This is a genomic window from Dactylosporangium sp. CS-047395, assembly GCF_050942185.1.
In the GTDB taxonomy this organism is placed as follows: Bacteria; Actinomycetota; Actinomycetes; order Mycobacteriales; family Micromonosporaceae; genus Dactylosporangium.
Window position 1 is genome coordinate 10,155,209 of sequence record NZ_CP192015.1, and the last position, 19,076, is coordinate 10,174,284.

A 19,076-nucleotide genomic window follows, 5' to 3' on the forward strand; every position below is an offset into this window, starting at 1 on the left:
CGGACCTTGCCCCGCCCGAGTCAAATCGGCCCCTCGCATGAACGAAAACCCCTGCACAGCAACGGTTTCCGCGAAATGGGCAGCGCCGCGACGACCACAGTGGAGTGTCAGAGCCGGCGGTTGGCGAGACTCGGCAGCGTCTCCCGGATCTCCGCGAGCCGCTCGAGGTCGAGCTCCGCGAACGTCACCCCCACGACGTCCGGCGCCTGGGCGATGACCGTCCCCCACGGATCCACGACCATGCTCCGCCCGAAACAGGTGCGATCGGGATCATGGTTGCCGATCTGTCCGGCGGCGAGCACATAACACTGGTTCTCGATGGCTCGCGCTCGGAGCAGAACCTCCCAGTGGTCCCGTCCGGTGTGGAGCATGAACGCCGCCGGCACGACGAGGACGTTCGCGCCGGCGATCGCCAGCATGCGGTACAACTCGGGAAAACGCAGGTCGTAACAGATCGACAGTCCTAGTCGAACCTGCTCGACATCGACGATGCTCGTCGACTCTCCAGGTGCGACGGTCGCCGACTCCTGGTATAAGACGCGCCCGGGGATCTCCACGTCATAGAGGTGGATCTTTCGATAGCGGCCGGCAAGAGCACCGGATCGATCGAAGACCAGCGACGTGTTGAAGGTGTGCGCGGGGTCGGGTCCGGTCTCGTGGAACGAGCCCGCGTGCACCCACATCCCGAGCTCGCGCGCGGCGTCGGCGAAGAACGCCGCGAACTCCCCGTCGACCGGCTCGGGCGCGGGTGCCGAACGCGCGCGCCCGAGATAGTCCACGTACTCAGGGAGGACCGCCAGATCCGCTCCCCCGTCGGATGCCCGCTGCAGGAGCGAACGGGCCGCCTTGAGGTTCTCAGCCCGGTCGTCGCGGGCATTGAGCTGACATACCGCTACGCGCATAGGCGCCAGGCTACGCCGACTTCTCCTCGCGGTCCGCGCGTCGACGGCCGACCCGGTGGGCGGCCAGATCGCGCGGCACGATCGTCGGGATGACCTTCTCGAGCACCACCTCGCGGGTGATCAGTACCCGCGCGATGTTGGGGTTGCTCGGCACCTCGTACATCACGGAGAGCAGGACCTCCTCCATGATGGCCCGCAGCCCGCGGGCGCCGGTGCCGCGCAGGATGGCCTGGTCGGCGATCGACTCCAGGGCCTCGGGCGCGAACTCCAGCTCCACCCCGTCGAGCTCGAACAGCCGCTGGTACTGCCGCACGAGCGCGTTGCGCGGCTCGGTGAGGATCTTGACCAGGGCGTCGCGGTCGAGGCTCTTGACGCTCGTGATGACCGGCAGCCGGCCGATGAACTCGGGGATCAGGCCGAACTTGAGCATGTCCTCCGGCATCACGTCGCCGAACGCGTCGTCCGCGGTCCGGTCGGTGATCGAGCGGAGGTTGGCTCCGAAGCCGGTGCCGCCCTTGCCGACCCGCTGCTGCACGATCCGGTCGAGGCCGGCGAACGCGCCACCGCAGATGAACAGCACGTTGGACGTGTCGATCTGGATGAACTCCTGGTGCGGGTGCTTGCGTCCGCCCTGCGGCGGGACGTTGGCGACCGTACCCTCGATGATCTTCAGCAGCGCCTGCTGGACACCCTCGCCGGAGACGTCGCGCGTGATCGACGGGTTCTCCGACTTACGGGCGATCTTGTCGACCTCGTCGATGTACACGATGCCGGTCTCGGCGCGGCGGATGTCGTAGTCCGCGGCCTGGATGAGCTTCAGGAGGATGTTCTCGACGTCCTCGCCCACATAGCCGGCTTCGGTCAGCGCCGTGGCGTCGGCGATCGCGAACGGGACGTTGAGCATCCGCGCGAGCGTCTGGGCCAGGTGCGTCTTGCCGCATCCGGTGGGGCCGATGAGGAGGATGTTCGACTTCGCGAGCTCGACCCCGTCGCCGCCCGAGCTGCCGCCCGACTCCGCCTGCACCCGCTTGTAGTGGTTGTACACCGCCACCGCGAGCGCCTTCTTGGCCTGGTCCTGCCCGACGACGTACTGGTCGAGGAAGGCGCAGATCTCCATCGGCTTGGGCAGCTCGTCGAACTTGACGTCGCCCGATTCCGCGAGCTCTTCCTCGATGATCTCATTACAGAGATCGATGCACTCGTCGCAGATGTAAACGCCAGGGCCGGCGATCAGCTTCTTCACCTGCTTCTGCGACTTGCCGCAGAAGGAGCACTTCAGTAGGTCGCCGCCGTCGCCGATCCGTGCCACCTACGATCTCCCTGCCTTCGGCCGGACCCTACGTCCGGATCGCATCTGCTCGCTGCGGGGGCCAACTGCGCCCGCGCTGGCTACTGCCTCGACGTTACCTGGTGGTGGCCCGTATTCCGACCCCCTACGCGGGGGTGTCTTTTTGGCCGCCCTCATGACGACACTCGCCTGACACTCCATCGGCCCGCCCAACCTCCAGGTTAGGGCGGGCCGATGCGGTCGTGGGCAGCGGGCGCCGATCAGTTGCCCGAGGCCACCAGGCTGGACTTCTTGCGGCTGACCAGCACGTTGTCGACCAGGCCGTACTCCTTGGCCTCGTCCGCCGTGAGGATCTTGTCGCGGTCGATGTCCTTGCGGACCTTCTCGACCGGCTGACCGGTGTGCCGCGACACCATGTCCTCGAGCTGGGTCCGCATGCGCATGATCTCGCGGGCCTGGATCTCGATGTCCGAGCCCTGCCCGTAGCCGCCCTCGGTGGCCGGCTGGTGGATGATGATGCGCGAGTTGGGCAGCGCGAGACGCTTGCCCGGCGTGCCGGCCGCCAGCAGGACCGCGGCGGCGCTCGCGGCCTGGCCCAGGCACACCGTGAGGATGTCGGGCCGGACGTAGAGCATCGTGTCGTAGATCGCCGTCATGGCCGTGAACGAGCCGCCGGGCGAGTTGATGTACAGCGTGATGTCCCGGTCCGGCTCGGTGCTCTCCAGCGTCAGCAGCTGCGCCATCACGTCGTTGGCCGACGCGTCGTCGATCTGCACGCCGAGGAAGATGATCCGGTCCTCGAACAGCTTGTTGTACGGGTTGGTCTCTTTGATGCCGTACGACGTGCGCTCGACGTACGACGGGAGGATGTATCGGTTGTGCACCTCGCGCAGCGCCGGAGGCAGGCTCAGATCGGTCATGGCTTCGCTCCTCAGGCCAGGGTTCCGGCGCCTTCCGGAGCCTGCTGGGCCCCGGTGATCACCTTGTCGATGAAGCCGTAGTCTCGCGCCTCTTCGGCGGTGAACCAGCGGTCACGGTCGGAGTCGGACTCGATCTGCTCGAGCGACTGACCGGTGTGGAACGACACGCGCTCCTGGAACATGCGCTTCGTGTACAGCATCTGCTCGGCCTGGATGGCGATGTCGGAGGCGGTGCCCCCGATGCCACCGGACGGCTGGTGCATCATGATCCGCGCGTGCGGCAGCGCCATGCGCTTGCCGGGAGCCCCCGCACACAGCAGGAGCTGGCCCATCGAGGCGGCCATGCCCATCGCCACGGTCGCCACGTCGTTGGTGACGAACTGCATGATGTCGTAGATCGCCATGCCCGAGTAGACGGAACCACCGGGCGAGTTGATGTACAGCCAGATGTCGCGCTCGTCGTCCTCAGCCGCGAGGAGGAGCATCTGCGCGCAGATCCGGTTGGCCACCTGGTCGTTGACCTCGCTACCCAGGAAGATGATGCGTTCCTTGAGCAGCCGGTTGAACACCGAGTCGTCGAGCGTCAGGCTCGTGTCCGCGCCCCGACCGCGCCCGTGGGGCGCGGGACTGACTGGCGACGCTGGAATATGCAGGTCGGTCATGGCAGCCCTTCGCAAGAGTCTTGTACTTGCCGACCCTAACCGGTGCGGGAGGCATCAGCTTCCCGTGCTCACCGCATTTCGCTATGAGCGCACCGTGGTGAAGGCCGGGGCTTTTGCCCCGGCCTACAACGTTAGTGGTCGTGGCCCTCGTGGTCGCCGTGATCGTGACCCTCGTGCTCGTCGACCGCACCGCGCAGGTCGTCGAGGCTGAGCTGCTCGCCCTCGCTGTCCACGATCTTCACCCGCTCGAGCACGACCCCGAGGGCCTTGCCGCGGCGCACGTCGCCGAAGACCGCACCGGCCACGCCGGCCTGGACCAGCTGGTCGTAGTACTGCTGGGGGCCCATCCCGGCCCGCTGCGCCCGGTGCACGATCTCGTGCCCGAACTCGTCGTCGCTGACCTGGATGTCCTCGGCGTCGGCCAGGGTGTCGAGCACCAGCTGCACCTTCACGCCCTCGACGGCCGCCTCGTTGAGCTCGGCGTCCATCTCCTCCTCGGTCTTGCCCTCGGTCTGCAGGTAGTCGTCGAACGAGGCGCCGATGCGCTGCAGCTGGTCGTTCATCGACTCCTTGCGCGACTCGACCTCGTCCTTCACCACACCCTCGGGCGCGGGGACGTCGGTCGCGTCGATGACCGCCTTGAGCGCGAGGTCACGCGCGGAGTACAGCTGCTCCATGCGCTTCACCCGGGTGAGCCGGGTCCGCAGGTCGTCCTTGAGCTCCTCCAGGGTGTCGAACTCGCTCGCGAGCTGCGCGAACTCGTCGTCCACCTCGGGCAGCTGCTTGTCCTTCACGGACTTCACGGTCACCGACACCTCGGCGTCGCGCCCCTCGAACTCCCCGCCCACCAGCTGCGTGGTGAACGTCGTCGAGTCGCCGGCGCCCATGCCCACGAGCACGTCGTCGAGGCCGGGGACGAGCTGGCCGCTGCCGACCTCGTGCGACACGTTGGTCGCGCTCCCGCCCGGCACCTCCTCGCCGTCCACCTTGGCCACGAGGTCGATCTGGACGTAGTCGCCGACCAGCGCCGTCCGCTCGACCGTCTTCAGCGTCGCGAACCGGTCGCGCAGCCCCTTGAGCTGCTCCTCGACGTCATCCTCGGCCACCGTGAGCGCGTCCACGGTCACCGTGATCCCGCTCATGTCCGGCAGCGCGATCTCCGGCCGCACGTCGACCTCAGCCGTGAACTTCAACGGCTGCCCGTCGGCGAACTCGGTGATCTCCACCTCGGGCCGCCCGAGCGTCTTGACCTCGTGCTCGCGCACCGCCGCCAGAATCTGCGACGGGATGACCTCCTGGACGGCCTCGTTCAGCACCGCCCCGCGCCCCACCCGCTGGTCGATGACCTGGGTCGGCACCTTGCCCCGCCGGAACCCCGGGATGTTGACCTGCGAGCCGATCTCGCGATACGCCTTCTTGAGACTCGGCTCGAGCTCGGCGAACGGCACCTCGATTTCGAGCCGCACGCGAGTCGGGCTCAGGGTCTCGACGGTGCTCTTCACAGAACTTTCTCCCTCGTTACTACGGCTTGTAGGACTGGCGGCTGCGCTTGGTCGTTCCTGGTCGGGGTGGCGGGATTTGAACCCACGGCCCCTCGCTCCCAAAGCGAGTGCGCTACCAAACTGCGCTACACCCCGGTGGTGTGCGTCGGCAAGTGTATGCGCTCGACCGGAGACCGCGCCGCTCGGTATGCCGGTGTCGCACACCGTGGACCCCCGCTACTGACCCCGCGCACACTGATTAGGTACGCTGGGCACCACGCGTGCGGGCGTAGCTCAATGGCAGAGCTTCAGTCTTCCAAACTGACGGTGGGAGTTCGATTCTCCTCGCCCGCTCTCTTCTGGCCTTCCCTGGGGGAGCTCCGCTCCACCCAGACCCCCTCAAAACCGGCGCGGGGTGCTTCGGCACCGCGAGGTTCTTCGGCGTTTTCGCAGCGTCTCGTGTACCCCACGTGCCTGCGTCGACACATGCCCGCCGGACGATCGCCTCGAAGTGCCCACAGGCGCGCCGCATTGATCAGGCCCGCCACCGCGGCCGGCGCCGACTTGTCTGCTTCAAGCGCCAAGTTGCCTTCGCGCTGCTCAGCAGGGGTTCTAGCGTGCACCGGAGAGCCGGGCGTTGGACCACGCAGGCCCACCACGCCTAGCTTCGAACACATGACCGAACAGAAGCCGCTACTCGGGAAGCGATCGCGCTATTTCTCGGGAGGCCGCCGAGTCGTTCGCCGCCGCGGGTGTGGGCGCGCGGAACCGGCGTTGGAAAAGCGAGGGACCAGCTGAAGAAATAGGCTGGAGAAGGGCCGCTCAATGCGGGGGATTTGGCGGGAACGATGGATTGGTCACATGCGTTCCGCGGGATTCCTTCGGCTTTGCGCGACAACTCAGCGTTCTCGGCCGACAGGAAAGTGGAGAGCGGTAAAGCGGCGGATCGGAGAGGTTCAGATGTCGTAGGTCTGGGAGAGTTCAGGAGCCTCGCGAGAGAGCACCGCGTTCACCGCTAGAAACGGTAACCCACCAGCGTCGTGGACGGTTATGAGGGCCACGGCCACGCTTCTTCGTTTGGCTAGGGAAAGGGCTTCGGCCTCCTGCAAAGTCAGTAGGCGGGCGCCCCAGCGTTCGGTGACGTGGTGGGCTCTTCGGCCGTACACGGACTCGAGCTCGTCCAGCAGGTAGCGCTCGCGGGTCAGGCAGTAGGGGGTGAAAGCCGTGGTCAGAGCCAGTGGCGTGTTGTTGAGCAGGGACAGCCGGTAGCGCGCGCCGTAGATTTGGGTGCCCGGCGGCACCCGCAGGATGGCGGCCATCTGCGGCGGGGCGGCCAAGTCGCGGCTGCCGAGGTATTCGGCGTGGCGGTCGGCCTGGAGGAGGTATTGGATTCGGCGGGGAAGCGTTGACAAAGTGCGGGCCGGGCGACCCAGGATCAGGCGGCCTTTGCCCTGGATCCCTTTCACCCAGCCCTGGGTGCGCAATTGTCGCAAGGCCCGGACGACCGTCGAGCGGGAAGTGCCGAATTCGGCGGTCAGCGCGGCCTCGCTGGGCAGGAGGGTGCCGACCGGCAATATGCCGCGGTCGATGCGGTCCTGCAGAGTGCTCATGATCAGGGTGTACTTCGGCTCCACGGCAGTCGCCGTCCCCTTCGAAGAAGGTGAACATGGCCTGCGAGCCGAAGACACTTTACGACTAACGCCACCGAATAGGAAAGGCGCCCAGCCGAGATTCGTGGGATTCCTTGTGGCCGACTGGCTTTGAGCAGCGGACTTCGACGTCGCCGGTGGCGGTTGTCGTGGTCTTGGTGGCGGGGCAGGTGATCTCGTTCATGAGGGAGGAGCCTAATCGAACACCAGTGCGAACGCGCCGTGAATCATGGAACTGACCTGGGAAAACGTCCGGATCATGCCTCGGGATCCGGAATTTGGGCGGCTCGGGCGTTGAGGTAGCGGCGCTGGGGCAGGGTGCCGGCCAGCGTTGCCGCCTTCAGGTACGCGGCCCGCGCGGCCGGTAATTGATCCGACATCTCCAGAAGGTGGGCTCGTACGGCGTGCAGACGATGATCAAGCTCCAGCTCCGTCACATCTTCCAGGAGCGCAAGGCCAGCCGACGGGCCGCGCGCCATGGCCACCGCGACAGCGTGGTTCAGGGCGACCATCGGGCCGGGAGCGCGGGCCATGAGCAGCTCGTACAACGCGACGATCTGGGGCCAGTCGGTCTCGTGAGCCGACCGGGCCTCGTCGTGGAGTGCGGCGATCGCGGCCTGGAGTTGGTACATGCCCGGCACGCCGCGGGGCAGGGTCGCGGTGATCAACGCGACGCCCTCGGCGATCTGCTCCGCGTTCCACCTGGTGCGGTCCTGCTCGGCCATGGGGACCAGCGCGCCGTCGGGGGCCGTCCGCGCCTCGCGGCGGGCGTCCGTCAGGAGCATCAGGGCCAGCAGGCCGGCCGTCTCCAGGTCGTCGGGCAGCAGGCGGTGCACCAGCCGGGTCAGGCGGATCGCCTCGCCGGCCAGATCGGGGCGGTGGAGCAGCTCGCCCCGCGTGGCCGCGTAGCCCTCGTTGAAGATCAGGTAGAGCACGTGCAGTACGACCGCGAGGCGCTCTTGCCGGTCGGCCGGAGGGGGCAGCGCGAAGGGCAGGCCGCTGGCCTTGATCCGTTGCTTGGCCCGCGTGATGCGCCTGGTCATGGTGGCCTCGGGGACCAGGAACGCGCGCGCCACCTCGGCGGTGCTCAGGCCGCCGATCGCCCGCAGGGTGAGCGCCACCTGGGCGTCGGGGGCGAGCGCGGGGTGGCAGCACATGAACAGCAGCACCAGCGAGTCGTCGGTCTGCGCGATCTCCGGCGGCACCTCGTGCGCCAGGCGGAACACCGTCTCCTCGCGCCGGCGCCGGGCCTGGTCGGCGCGGAGCAGGTCGGTGAGCCGGCGCGCGGCCACCGCGATGAGCCAGGCCCGGGGGTCGGCGGGCGGGTCGTCCGGCCACTGACGGGCGGCCGCGAGCAGGGCCTCCTGCACGGCGTCCTCGGCCGTGTCGAAGTGCCCGTAGCGACGGACCAGCGCGCCGAGGACCTGCGGCGCCAGCGAGCGCAGCAGGTCCTCCATCGACACCATCAGCAGCCGCGATCACGAACCGTCAGAAGCCGAGGTCCGCCGACGAGTCGACGATCGGGCGCACGTCGGCGAACGCGGTCGCCTGCACCTCCGGCGGGGCCGGGCACTCGGCGAGCTTCTGGGCGATCTGGGTGGCGCGGTCGAAGCTGTCGCACTCGACGATCCAGTACCCGGCGAGGACCTCCTGCGTCTCCGCGTACGGGCCGTCGGTGACCAGCGCGGGCAGGCCGCTGACGCGACGGGTGTGCACGGGCGCGTCCAGGGCGCGGGTCTCGACGAGCTCTCCGGACTCCTCCAGCTCGCCGTTGAGCTTGGCCATGAACTCGCCCATGGCGGCGAAGTGCTCCGGCGTCCACGGTGTCTCGCCGGGGTTGCCCGCCATGGCGTCGTAGTCGCGCTGGGAGGCGTAGCTGAGGATCATGTACTTCACGGTCGTCCCCTTCGGTTCGGGTGTTCTCGTGGGTACGTCGGAGCCGCCGCCGCCATCCGGACAGGTCAGCCGAGGAACTGCAGAACGACTTCGGCGAACTGGGCGGGTGCGGTGCTGTGGATGCGGTGGCCCACCGGGATCGTGCGCAGTTCGGCGTCCGGGATCGCCGCGGCCACGGCGGCCAGGCGCTCGGGCGGGATGTGGCTTTTCGCGCCTCCGGACAGTACCAACGAGGGGGCCTGAATCTTTTCCAAGCCGGCCCACCAGGACGGATTCGGCTCACGGAGGTCGTGGATGGCCGACATGAGGGCGGCGCGGTCGAACGCGCGCCGGGACAGGCCGCCGGCCAGCGCGGAGAGGGCGAGCTTGGTGCGCGAGAAGCCACCGGCGCGCACGCCGTCGCGGGGCGGGGCCGGCGGGTCCTCGAGCACGAGCCGGCCGACGCGGTCCGGGTGCCGCTGCGCGACCGTGGCCGCGGCGAACCCGCCCAGGCTGTGCCCGACGAGCACCGGCGCGTCGAGGTCCAGCTCGTCGAGGAGTTCGAGCACGTCGTCCGCGTGGTCCATGAGGGTGTACTCCGCACAGCGCGGACTCTCCCCGTGCCCGCGCAGGTCGGGGGCGATCACCCGCCAACCGGCGAGCTCCCGGCTGAACGTGGCCCAGGTCCCGCGCCCGCTGCCGCCGCCGTGCAGCAGCACGATCGGCGGGCCGTCCCCGCCGGTGTCGGTGCGGGCGAGCCTCATGCGCCCAGCTGGTCGGCCATGTCGTGCTTGACGCTCAGCAGCTCCCACATGGCGATCGGCCGGCGGCGCATCGAGTCGAGGTCGCGGCCGTCCTTGGAGAACAGCGGCGGCACGGTGTCGATCCCGGCGTCGAGCGGGCAGGAGGCCACCTCGTCGCGCCAGCCGGGCCAGCGCCAGCTCAGGTAGAACTGGTCGGCGGCGCCGGCGAGCATCGCGTACAGCCAGTCGGTGTACCCGAGGGTGAGATCCTCCCAGCGCAGGGTGTCCGGGGCGAAGTAGTGGATGGTGGGCCGCCCGTCGGACTCGCCCTGCCGCCACACGAACTCGCCGCCGAGGATGTCCTGGGCCACGACCAGCCCGGCCGCCTCGAACCGCTCGTTGACCTCGTGGATGTCGGCCAGGCGGCGGCGCGGGTGGCCGGAGCCGAGCACGCGCAGCCAGCCGCCGTCGACGATCAGGCCGCCGCTGCCGTACACCAGGGCGCCGAGCCAGGACGTGGTGGCCACCTGCAGCCGGTGCAGGCACGCGGCCGCCCGGTCGGGGTCGGCGGGCAGCAGCTCGACCGCGTAGGGAGAGCCGGAGACCGCGGCCTCGATCTCGGCCCAGGCGGACCGGTCGTCGGAGATCAGCTCCGCCAGCGAGCGCACCTGGCAACTGTACGGCCGGATACCGGGCGGACACGAACGGCGGAAATGGCCGCTGAATGATTGTCATTCACGTTTTTCGGACTGTTGGGCGGCGGATACTGAGAGTCACTATGTCGAACATGACTCGTCGCTGGTTGATCACAGGTTGCTCCACCGGCCTGGGGCGCGCACTCGCCGAGGCGGTCGCCGCCTCCGGGCAGCAGGTGCTGGCCACGGCACGGAAGCCGGAGATGCTCGAGGACCTCCGGGACCGCTACCCCAGTACGCTCGCCACCTGCGTCCTCGACGTCCGCGATCCCGACGACTGCCACAACGCGGTGCACGCCGCGCTGGCCCGCTACGGCGGGGTGGACGTGCTGGTGAACAACGCGGGCACCGGCCACTTCGGCGCCGTCGAGGAGGTCACGGACGCCGAGCTGGAGGCGCAGCTGGCGGTGAACCTCGTCGCGCCGTGGCGGCTCACCCGGATGGTGCTGCCGCTGATGCGCGCGCAGGGCTTCGGGGACATCGTGATGGTCTCCTCGACCGCGGGGCGGGTGGCGATGCCGGGCCTCGGCGCGTACGCGGTCGGGAAGTTCGCCCTGGAGGGCCTGGTCGAGACCCTCGCGCTCGAACTCGCCGGGACCGGGGTCCACGTGACCGCGGTCGAGCCGGGCATGTTCGCCACCGACTGGGGCAGTTCGCTGTCGGAGTCGGCCGAGCACGTGCCCGCATACTCCGGCGTCATCGAACCCGTGCGCGCGGGCGTGCGGGCGCTCAAGTCGCTGCCCATCTCGAGCCCGCCGGAGGCGTTCGCGGCCGAGGTCATGCGGCTCGTCGCCGCCGAGGAGCGCCCGGTGCGCCTGCCGATCGGCGAGGACTCCTGGCGGATGGTGCTCGACGGCGCCCAGCGGGACTACACGGCGCTGCTCAACGCCCGGCCGCTGCCCGCCCAAGCGGTCTCGGTCTAGGACAGGCCTAAGCAGACCGGATCAGGTTCTGGCGCAGGGCGGCGAGCTCGTCCTGCGTCAGCCCGTACGACAGCGCCCAGCCCTCCATGTCGCCCCAGCGCTCCCCCACCACGTCGAGCATCTTGGTCATCAGCGCCGCCTCGGGCTCCCAGGCCGGCAGCTCGACGGGCCGCGGCGGCAGGCCCAGCCGGTGCACGACCACGGCCACCCGCTCGTGGATGGTCGGCATCGCGGCCGCCGTCGCCGCGTAGTCGGCGGCGATCACGTCGGCCGGCACGCCCAGCAGGCCCAGCACCACGGCGGCCAGCACGCCCGTGCGGTCGCAGCCGGCCTCGCAGTGGAACACCGCCGGCAGGGTGCCCGCGCAGGAGAGCAGCCGCACGGTGCCGGCCAGCACCGGGCCCTTCTCCGTGAGCATCGCCACGTAGTGCCCGACCAGGTCCTCGGCCCCGCTCACGTCGGCGATCGGGGCCGGGAAGTACTCGACCGAGGCCCGGGCCAGCGGGCCCCGGCCGAGCTGGGACACCTCGTACTCGCCGCGCAGGTCGATCACGGTGGACAGGCCGAGGTCGCGGACCAGGCGGTCGGCGTCGGCGTCGGTCGCGTAGGCGAGGGAGTCGCTGCGGAACAGCACCCCGGGGCGCACGGTGCCGCCGTCCGCGGGCAGCCCGCCGAGGTCCCGGAAGTTGACCAGGCCCTCCAGCGGGCGGGACAAGGGCTTGCGGCGGCGCCAGAACCTCACCCGATGAGGTCCTTCGCCCAGTGGTAGACGTCGAGCACCCAGCTGACCTCGCGCAGGTAGGCGATGCCGGCCGCGGCCAGGAACAGCCCGGTGATCGCGTGCGCGCCCCGGGCCGAACGGCGCACCCGGCCCATCCGCTGCTCCAGCACGAGCCGGCCGATGAGCCGCGCCAGCGCGAACACGCCGACGGCCACGCCCAGCACGACCAGGAACGCGATGAACGGGCCGTTGAGGCTGCCCTCGCTGTCCAGCGCCCACAGGCCCCAGCAGATGAACGCGATGATGGCGCCCGTTCCGGTGTACTCCCAGCCGATCTTCAACTGGCGGGCGCGATCGCCGCGGGGTGGGGAGTACCGCGGCAGACGCTCTTCAGGCTCGAAATCCATCATGCCCGTCGGCTCGGGCGCGACCCGCGGCACGACCTTGGCGCGGCCCCGCATCTGCGGCACACCTTCAGCGTTCACAGCGACACCTCCGTTGGAGACCGGAGCACCCGAAACGGGGGGTGCGGACACCGGCTGCACCGGCACCGGTGCACCGTTCACTGTGCCGCCGGTGCGCAACGCCACCAGTTCGCGCTCCAGGCTCTCGATGCGTTGATAAGCCTCCGTTTCGGTACCGCTGATCGCCGGCCGCGCCCGCCCGACCACCCGGCCCGACTCGGCCGCGTCCGCCTCGATCCAGTCGCAGCCCACGTCCGGCAGGTCGGTGCGGCGCACCAGCATGGCCAGGTGCTGCAGCCACGACTGCAGGTCGCGGGTCAGCGGCCGGTCGGCGGGCCGGTCGGCGAGCGGCAGGTGCAGGTGATCGCGCAGCGACGGGTACTGCTCCAGCAGCGGATGCCGCCGCAGCACGCTCCACGGCGGCGGCGAGGCGTCCGGCCCGCCGGCCTGCTGCTCGCTGCGCCCGTCGACGCGCGGGTAGGCGCCGGTGACCATGAAGTACGCCACCGCGCCGAAGCCGTGCACGTCGTACGCCGGCCCGACGTACTTGACCCCGCCGAACGCCTCCGGCCCGCCCGACTCCGGCGTGTACGCGATCTGGGTGATCTCCTCCTCGCGGAAGTAGCGCGCCCCGGTGAAGTCGATCAGGCGCACCTCCCCGGTGGCGAGCACCATCACGTTCGACGGCTTCACGTCCATGTGCAGCACCGGCGTCGCGCCGCTCTCCTGCGGGTTGTGCAGGTTCTGCAGCGCGACGGCCAGGGTCTTCAGCGCCGAGACGGCATTGAGCCGGCGGGCACCCGGCGCCGCCCCCGCGCGCTGGGCCACGTATTCGCGCAGGTTCACCCCGTGGAGGTAGTCGTAGACCTGGTACGGCACGGCGTCCCCCGGCGCCGTCCGCTCGCCCGGCCGGTGCGGCGGCGGCCCGTAGAAGCCGTCCGCGCGCCGGCAGATCCCCGGCACCCCGCGGTTGTTGAGATCCATGAGTGCCGCGTCGCCCTTGTCCCACGAGCGCAGCTCGTCGGCGATCGGGCGCTGCGGGTCGACGCGGAAGACCTTCACCGTCATCGGCGCCGAGGTCACTCCGCCGCAGACGCGCACGGCACGGTAGACGTCCGCCTGTCCGCCGGAGCCCAGGTGGGCCACCAGGCGGTACCGCTGGAACGTCTCGGGCAAAGGGCTCGCCGGACCGCAGACAAGGTCCAGCAACGCACCCTGCGTCATCGTGTCGCTCCCCCCAGCATTCGTCTTGCCGCCCCCCATCGGTTTCGAGAGTAACGAGCGTGCAAATCGGTCGCGCCGACCGGAGGTCACGAGGTAGACACAACCGATGAGCGACTATGTCCTGCGCACCGCGACGGACGGCGATCTGGAACAGGTGGCCCGCCTCAGGCGAGAGGCGTTCGCCGACCCCGGCGAATTCAACCCCGAAGGCACGTACCGCACGATTTTCGAGCCCGCCCGCACGCACCTCATCGAGCAGGACGGCCAGGTGGTGGGCGTCACCGGCGCCTTCACCCGCGACCTCGCCATCCCGGGCGCGGTCGTCCCGGCCGCCCATGTGACCGGCGTCTCGGTCTCCCCGGTCCACACCCGCAAGGGCCTGCTGACCCGCCTCATGCAGGCCCAGCTCACCGACGCCCCCGAGGCCCTGGCCGTGCTGTGGGCGTCGGAGGGCCGGATCTACCCGCGCTTCGGCTACGGCCTGGCCGCCCAGAACGTGACCATGCGCGCCGACCGCCGCGACCTGCGGATCACGGCCCCGCCCGCGCCCGGCACCCTGCGCGGCGGCATTCCGGCAGATCTGATCAAAGAGCTTTCCGAGGTGTACTCCCGGGTGCTGCCGCACAAGCCCGGCTGGTCCAGCCGCGACGAGGCGTGGTGGAAGCACCTGACCGCCGACCCGGAAACGCGCCGCGAGGGCGGCACCAAGGCCCGAGCCGTCCTCTTCGAGAACCCGGACGGCGTGGTGGACGGCTTCGCGCGCTACCGCATCCGCCCGAACTGGGACGACAACGGCCCGAAGCAGGAGGTCAACGTCATCGAACTGGTGGCGGCGACCCCGGCGGCCTACGCCGAGCTCTACCGCTTCCTGCTGCGCATCGACCTGTCACGGTCCCTGGTCCAGGGCCTGACCAGCGCCGACGACCCGCTCTTCCACCTCGTCGACGAGCCCCGCCAGCTCGGCGCCAAGGCGGGCGACGGCCTGTGGGTCCGCCTGACGGACGTGCCGCGCGCGCTGACGGCCCGCCGGTACGCGGCCCCGATCGACGTGGTCTTCGAGCTCACCGACACCCTGCGCCCCGCGAACGCCGGCCGCTGGCGCCTGCGGGCCGGCGCGGGCGGCGCCCTGGTCACCTGCCAGCGCGCCGACGGCGACCCGGACTTCGAGCTGGGCATCTCGGAGCTGAGCGCCGTGTACCTGGGCGGCACGAGGCTGGGCGCCCTCCACCTCGCCGGCCGCGTCCGCGAACACCGCCCGGGCGCCGTAGCCGCCACGAGCACCGCGTTCAGCTGGCCGGTGGCGCCGTACTCGATCGAAATCTTCTGATCGATCCGACGATGGGGCCGCAGGCGGTACTGTCGGCGCATGGGTGGTATCCAGCGCCGCCGGCGCCGCATGCGGCAACATCAACCGGTGCCCCAGACGCCGCCTGCCCAGGCCGCTCCTCCGCCGCCTGCCCCGCCGGCCGCGTCGGCCCCGCCGGTCCCTCCGGTTTTGGACGAACCCGCTCCGGTTCCGGCGGAGCCGGTTCTGGAGCAACCACCGGCTCCCGCGCCCCCGCCGCGCCCTTCGCCACACCACTTGGCGGAGCTGTCGGGCACGTTCGCGATGACGGCCGCCGTGCATGACCCGGACCCGGTCGAGCCCACGTCCCCGGCCCCGGCGCCGCCGCCGTCACCGACCGCTTCCGGCGACGACCACCATCACCACGACGACCACCACCATCACCATCACCACCATCACCACGACGAGGTGGTCTCCGAACGCGGCCTGCGGGGCCTGGTGGGCGGCGGCTCGTCCCAGGTGAGCGTCTCCGCCGCCATGCGCGCCCGCGACGCGGCCCGCCCCACGGACGACGACCTGGCCGCCGCGGAACGCGACCTGCAGATCATCCGGCGCGGTTGGGTGCCCCGCGAGGAACTGACCCGCCCGGGCCGCCGCTCCCCCACGAGCTGAGCCGACGGCGTCGCCGCTGGGCGCGACGAGCAACCGAGGCTCGGCATCGTCGCGCCCGGTACAGCGAGAGGATCACGGCAGCGGCGGCAACACGCGGGTGTTGTCGTACTCCAGGACCTGGGCGATCCGCCGGGCGTGCCGTTCGTTGCCGGAGAACTTCGTCGACAGGAACGTGGTCACCAGCGTCGTGGCCTCGTCCAGGGTGTGCTGGCGGGCCCCGATCGCCACGACGTTCGCGTCGTTGTGTTCGCGGGCGAGTTGGGCCGTCTCCACGTTCCAGGCCAGAGCCGCCCGCACCCCCGGGACCTTGTTGGCGGCGATCTGCTCCCCGTTGCCGGAGCCGCCGATCACCACGCCCAGGGTGTTGGGGTCGGCGACCACCCGGGCCCCCGTGTGGAAGCAGAAGACCGGGTAGTCGTCGTCGGGGTCGTACGACGCCGGTCCGACGTCCACGACCTCGTAGCCCTGCAGGCCCAGGGCGCTGACCAGGTGCACTTTCAGTTCGTAGCCGGCGTGGTCCGAACCAAGGTAGACGCGCATACCCGGCAGTCTTTCAGAGCCGGATCAGCCCCAGGCAGGAACCCGCCAGCAACCCACCACCCAGCAGGACAAGGCCGAACACCCACCCCGCGGTCGCGCCCGTCTTGAGCCGCAGGAGTCTCCGGCGGTCCCAGACGAGCGCGGCGGCGGCGAAGGCGCCGATGCCGAACGCGGCGATCATCGCCGCGATGAAGATCTGCATCTGCATGTACACACCCCAGGCCCGAAGTACAGCGGCCTAGTGTGTATCACGATCGGGTGACTAGAACGAATCGAGCTGCGCCACCACGAGGCCGGCGCGGGCCTTCGGGGTGAACCAGGTGCTCTTGCGGGGCATCTTCTGGCGGGCGAGGTTGACGGCCACGAAGTCGTCGACGGTGACCGGGGCGATGAGCACGGCCAGCTCGGCGCGGCCGGCGTCGACCTCGCCGCGCAGCCACTCGGCCGGGTAGTCGCCGCCGACATAGGTGATCCGCTTGTCGCCGGGCTCCAGGCCCAGCGTCTCGGCGAACAGCCGGCGCTCGACGAGGGCGTGGTCCAGGTTGTCCACGACGCCGGAGCCCTCGACCGGGGCCAGGAGCACCGACCAGGAACCCGAGCGGGTGTAGAGGTGCACGCGGCCGCCGGTGGCCGGCACCTCGGCCGGGCCGTCCAGGGGCTGGAGGTCGAGGCCCTCGAAGAACGGAAGTTCCGAGACCAGTCTGTTGTACGGCTGGATCGCCACCGATTCCGGCGTCGTCACGACGGCGAGGAAGCGTTCGTAGCCGGCGGTCTGCGCGGCGAGGCTGCGATGGTTGCCGTCGGCCACCACGAGCTCGCCGCCGCCCGCGAGGGCGAGGAGGCGGTCGCGGGTGGTGCCGACTCCCACGGCCCAGATCTCGTGGGCACGGCCGGCGGGGTCGGTGTCGGTCACCGCCGGCTGCCCGGCGTCGGCCACGGCCTGGGCCAGCGCCGCGTGCAGGGCCTCGCCGTGGGCCGTCTGCAGCAGCAGGACGGGCGAAAGCAGGTGCCCGGTGGCCTCGGCCAGGGCCACCCGCTCGCGGACCTTCTCGATGAAGACGTCCTCGTTGCGGATGACCGCGCCCGGCTCGTCGGCGCTCGTGGAGATCTGGTCGGTGGCGACCATGCACCACAGGCCGTAGGCGCGGGCGCCGTCCGGGGCGGTGATCCGGTACAGCACCACGACGTCGTCGGCGGGTGCGTAGTGGCCGTCCTCCTTGGCCGCGCGCAGACGCTCCACGGCGTCGGGCAGGCAGTCGAGGAACGGGCGGCCGACGCTGTCGGGGGCCCGGTGCGGCATTTCCACCGCGAGGGCGCTGCTGGGGTTGGCGGCGATGATCGCGGTGATCTCCGCGTCGTCGGCGAACTCGTCGTAGTTCTGCGCGCCGGTCCCTCCGGTGGAGAGCCAGGCGTGGGCGATCGGGTACGCAACCGTCATACGCAAGACGCTATAGCTCAGGAAACACGGGCCACGGCACGGGGGTTTGCCCGTCCCGCAGTGCGGCGGCGCGCGCCGCGGACGATCGCCCCGCCCGCGCACACGACGACGGGCGGCGCGAGGAGCGCGCTCACGTCGTCGGGGAGCTCGGGCAGCTCGTCCTTCCAGGTCGAGTCCTGGACGGTCCAGCGGGTGTCAGACATGATCTCGGCTTCCTCCAGAATGTGTCGTCGCGAAGTGCAACGGCACTCATCCGTGCGGGTGACGCACCAGCGGTGCGATTCCAGAGAACAACACGGATTCGGCAGAACAATGGTTCAGTCGCCAGCAAGGCACGAAAACGGTACTTCAGGAGAAGGCGGGGGTCGTCCTCGTGAGCATTTTGACGATCCGAAGGGCCATCCCGCGCGGCTGACGGCTACGCAGCTCCACCATGTCGGCCAGGGCGTGGATGATCTTCAGGCCGCGTCCGCTCTCGGCATCGGGCGGGACATCATCCAGTACCGCCGCGGCATTCTCGAGACCCACGCCGTCGTCCACCACATCGATGATGCAGCGATCCTCGTGGATGGTGACCGTGACCTCGTAGTCGGCGCCGCTGTCGGCGTGCTGCACGGCGTTGGCGCACGCTTCGCCGACGGCGAGCCCGATGTCATCGCGGCAGTCCTTGGTCACCGAGAAGACCGCGAGCGCCGCGTCGAGCACCCGGCGGGTCAGCGGGACCGTGGTGCGATCGCGCGGCAGGGAGAGCGAAAGCCGGACTTCCATCCCCACGGTGGGCTCCCTTCACGCGCGAACTGGTTGCACCGTAAGGGTGCCCCGCGCGCGTGGGGAGGAAACTTACAGCCGGTCTGCAGGAAGGCTAGACAGCCGTGCCGACGGGCTCGGGCGCGGCCTGCGCCTTGACCCGGCGGGTCACCACGCGCTCGGCCACGAAGGACAGGAAGGGCACGGTTCCGGCCAGCAGCACCAGGACCGTGAAGCCGACCTTCCAGCGCGCCCGGCGGGCCAGGTCGGCCGCGAGCACCAGGTAGACCATGTACAGGAAGCCGTGCGCCGGACCCACCAGCGCCACGATCGTCTCGTTGTCGGCGGTGTACTTGATCACGGTGCCGACGGTGAGCACGATCAGCAGCACACCGACGATCCAGGCGATGACCCGGTATCGCGTGAGGGCAGGGTAGAGATTCATGTCGTCATCCTGGGAAGTCGCTCGGGCGGCGGTCGGGATTGGCGGCGAGCCAGGCCAGCATCCGGTTGTACTGCGCGAGCTGCGGATCCTCATCGTCGAGCGAGGAGCCGAGCGATGATCTGCCCACAGGCGCCGGCCGGGGCGCGATCGGGCGCAGCGGGGGCGGCCCGGAACGCGGCGCGCGGGTGCCGCGGGCGTCACGCACGGCCCGGCCCCACAGGAACACCACGAAGATCGCGAAGAGCGGCCACTGTACGGTGTACGCCCAGCTCAGCATGTTGCCCGCGGTGGCCCGCTGGTACTGCCAGACGCATGCGGCAACGCACACGGCGACCCCGACGAGTGTCAGGACATGCCCGAGCACCCATCGGGGTGAGAAAAACTGCCGCACAAGTAGGCAGG

The 19,076-nt window shown here is 70.1% G+C and carries 22 protein-coding genes and 2 tRNA genes; 4 read left to right on the forward strand and 20 right to left on the reverse strand.

Annotated features, from left to right (window positions below):
- Positions 1-107: 107 nt before the first annotated feature.
- From ACQP00_RS47395 to ACQP00_RS47420, 6 genes are all read right to left on the reverse strand, one after another.
- Complete coding sequence (locus ACQP00_RS47395) at positions 108-902, reverse strand: carbon-nitrogen hydrolase family protein (RefSeq protein ID WP_433210303.1); 795 nt, start codon at positions 900-902, stop codon at positions 108-110.
- 10 nt (positions 903-912) lie between these two features.
- Positions 913-2,211 (reverse strand): ATP-dependent Clp protease ATP-binding subunit ClpX, encoded by a 1,299-nt coding sequence (clpX, locus tag ACQP00_RS47400; protein ID WP_433210305.1) that lies wholly within the window; start codon positions 2,209-2,211, stop codon positions 913-915.
- A 239-nt stretch (positions 2,212-2,450) separates the two neighbouring features.
- Positions 2,451-3,110, reverse strand: coding sequence for an ATP-dependent Clp protease proteolytic subunit (locus ACQP00_RS47405; RefSeq protein ID WP_433051397.1), 660 nt, complete (start codon positions 3,108-3,110; stop codon positions 2,451-2,453).
- Positions 3,111-3,121: 11 nt separating this feature from the next.
- Positions 3,122-3,772, reverse strand: coding sequence for an ATP-dependent Clp protease proteolytic subunit (locus tag ACQP00_RS47410; RefSeq protein WP_360378043.1), 651 nt, complete (start codon positions 3,770-3,772; stop codon positions 3,122-3,124).
- 131 nt (positions 3,773-3,903) lie between these two features.
- Complete coding sequence (gene tig, locus ACQP00_RS47415; RefSeq protein WP_433210307.1) at positions 3,904-5,274, reverse strand: trigger factor; 1,371 nt, start codon at positions 5,272-5,274, stop codon at positions 3,904-3,906.
- Between the two features lie 58 nt (positions 5,275-5,332).
- Positions 5,333-5,409, reverse strand: a tRNA-Pro gene (locus ACQP00_RS47420).
- Positions 5,410-5,536: 127 nt separating this feature from the next.
- On the opposite strand from ACQP00_RS47420, the gene ACQP00_RS47425 reads away from it, so the two are divergent.
- Positions 5,537-5,607 (forward strand) — tRNA-Gly (locus ACQP00_RS47425).
- Positions 5,608-6,209: 602 nt separating this feature from the next.
- Here the strand turns inward: ACQP00_RS47425 and ACQP00_RS47430 are convergent.
- The 5 genes from ACQP00_RS47430 to ACQP00_RS47450 all read right to left on the reverse strand — a co-directional run bounded on the left by ACQP00_RS47430 (position 6,210) and on the right by ACQP00_RS47450 (position 10,188).
- On the reverse strand, positions 6,210-6,887 hold the full coding sequence (locus tag ACQP00_RS47430) for a GntR family transcriptional regulator (RefSeq protein WP_433210309.1): 678 nt from the start codon (positions 6,885-6,887) through the stop codon (positions 6,210-6,212).
- Between the two features lie 272 nt (positions 6,888-7,159).
- Positions 7,160-8,359: an RNA polymerase sigma factor gene (locus ACQP00_RS47435; RefSeq protein ID WP_433210311.1), complete on the reverse strand. Its 1,200-nt coding sequence runs from the start codon at positions 8,357-8,359 to the stop codon at positions 7,160-7,162.
- A gap of 31 nt (positions 8,360-8,390) precedes the next feature.
- Positions 8,391-8,789, reverse strand: a complete 399-nt coding sequence (locus tag ACQP00_RS47440; RefSeq protein ID WP_433224253.1) for a YciI family protein — start codon at positions 8,787-8,789, stop codon at positions 8,391-8,393.
- 74 nt (positions 8,790-8,863) lie between these two features.
- Positions 8,864-9,541 (reverse strand): alpha/beta fold hydrolase, encoded by a 678-nt coding sequence (locus tag ACQP00_RS47445; protein ID WP_433210313.1) that lies wholly within the window; start codon positions 9,539-9,541, stop codon positions 8,864-8,866.
- A complete protein-coding gene (locus ACQP00_RS47450) occupies positions 9,538-10,188 on the reverse strand; it encodes a DUF2625 family protein (protein WP_433210315.1) in 651 nt (216 codons plus the stop codon). The genes ACQP00_RS47445 and ACQP00_RS47450 overlap by 4 nt, the downstream gene beginning before the upstream one ends.
- 119 nt (positions 10,189-10,307) lie before the next feature.
- Between ACQP00_RS47450 and ACQP00_RS47455 the strand changes: the two genes are divergently transcribed.
- Positions 10,308-11,138 carry an SDR family oxidoreductase gene (locus ACQP00_RS47455; RefSeq protein ID WP_433210317.1) on the forward strand — a complete coding sequence of 277 codons (831 nt, stop codon included), beginning with the start codon at positions 10,308-10,310 and terminating at the stop codon, positions 11,136-11,138.
- Positions 11,139-11,145: 7 nt separating this feature from the next.
- Here ACQP00_RS47455 and ACQP00_RS47460 read toward each other — a convergent pair whose 3' ends face one another.
- Both ACQP00_RS47460 and ACQP00_RS47465 read right to left on the reverse strand, forming a co-directional pair.
- Positions 11,146-11,880, reverse strand: a complete 735-nt coding sequence (locus ACQP00_RS47460; RefSeq protein WP_433210319.1) for a tyrosine-protein phosphatase — start codon at positions 11,878-11,880, stop codon at positions 11,146-11,148.
- On the reverse strand, positions 11,877-13,547 hold the full coding sequence (locus ACQP00_RS47465) for a protein kinase domain-containing protein (RefSeq protein ID WP_433210322.1): 1,671 nt from the start codon (positions 13,545-13,547) through the stop codon (positions 11,877-11,879). The genes ACQP00_RS47460 and ACQP00_RS47465 overlap by 4 nt, the downstream gene beginning before the upstream one ends.
- Before the next feature lie 106 nt (positions 13,548-13,653).
- On the opposite strand from ACQP00_RS47465, the gene ACQP00_RS47470 reads away from it, so the two are divergent.
- Together ACQP00_RS47470 and ACQP00_RS47475 are read left to right on the forward strand one after the other, a co-directional pair.
- Positions 13,654-14,874, forward strand: coding sequence for a GNAT family N-acetyltransferase (locus ACQP00_RS47470; protein WP_433210324.1), 1,221 nt, complete (start codon positions 13,654-13,656; stop codon positions 14,872-14,874).
- Between the two features lie 282 nt (positions 14,875-15,156).
- Positions 15,157-15,504 carry a hypothetical protein gene (locus ACQP00_RS47475; RefSeq protein ID WP_433224255.1) on the forward strand — a complete coding sequence of 116 codons (348 nt, stop codon included), beginning with the start codon at positions 15,157-15,159 and terminating at the stop codon, positions 15,502-15,504.
- 72 nt (positions 15,505-15,576) lie between these two features.
- On the opposite strand, the gene ACQP00_RS47480 is transcribed toward ACQP00_RS47475, so the two are convergent.
- From ACQP00_RS47480 to ACQP00_RS47510, 7 genes are all read right to left on the reverse strand, one after another.
- Positions 15,577-16,044 carry a ribose-5-phosphate isomerase gene (locus ACQP00_RS47480; RefSeq protein WP_433210326.1) on the reverse strand — a complete coding sequence of 156 codons (468 nt, stop codon included), beginning with the start codon at positions 16,042-16,044 and terminating at the stop codon, positions 15,577-15,579.
- 13 nt (positions 16,045-16,057) lie between these two features.
- Entirely contained in the window at positions 16,058-16,252 is a 195-nt protein-coding gene (locus tag ACQP00_RS47485; RefSeq protein WP_433051448.1) for a hypothetical protein, read from the reverse strand.
- A 54-nt stretch (positions 16,253-16,306) separates the two neighbouring features.
- Positions 16,307-17,482: a DUF1015 family protein gene (locus ACQP00_RS47490; RefSeq protein ID WP_433210328.1), complete on the reverse strand. Its 1,176-nt coding sequence runs from the start codon at positions 17,480-17,482 to the stop codon at positions 16,307-16,309.
- A gap of 17 nt (positions 17,483-17,499) precedes the next feature.
- Complete coding sequence (locus ACQP00_RS47495) at positions 17,500-17,685, reverse strand: hypothetical protein (protein WP_433210330.1); 186 nt, start codon at positions 17,683-17,685, stop codon at positions 17,500-17,502.
- A gap of 145 nt (positions 17,686-17,830) precedes the next feature.
- Entirely contained in the window at positions 17,831-18,250 is a 420-nt protein-coding gene (locus ACQP00_RS47500) for an ATP-binding protein (protein ID WP_433224257.1), read from the reverse strand.
- 94 nt (positions 18,251-18,344) lie between these two features.
- Positions 18,345-18,674, reverse strand: coding sequence for a DUF3817 domain-containing protein (locus ACQP00_RS47505; RefSeq protein WP_433210332.1), 330 nt, complete (start codon positions 18,672-18,674; stop codon positions 18,345-18,347).
- A 4-nt stretch (positions 18,675-18,678) separates the two neighbouring features.
- Positions 18,679-19,065 carry a hypothetical protein gene (locus tag ACQP00_RS47510; protein ID WP_433210334.1) on the reverse strand — a complete coding sequence of 129 codons (387 nt, stop codon included), beginning with the start codon at positions 19,063-19,065 and terminating at the stop codon, positions 18,679-18,681.
- Positions 19,066-19,076: the final 11 nt, after the last annotated feature.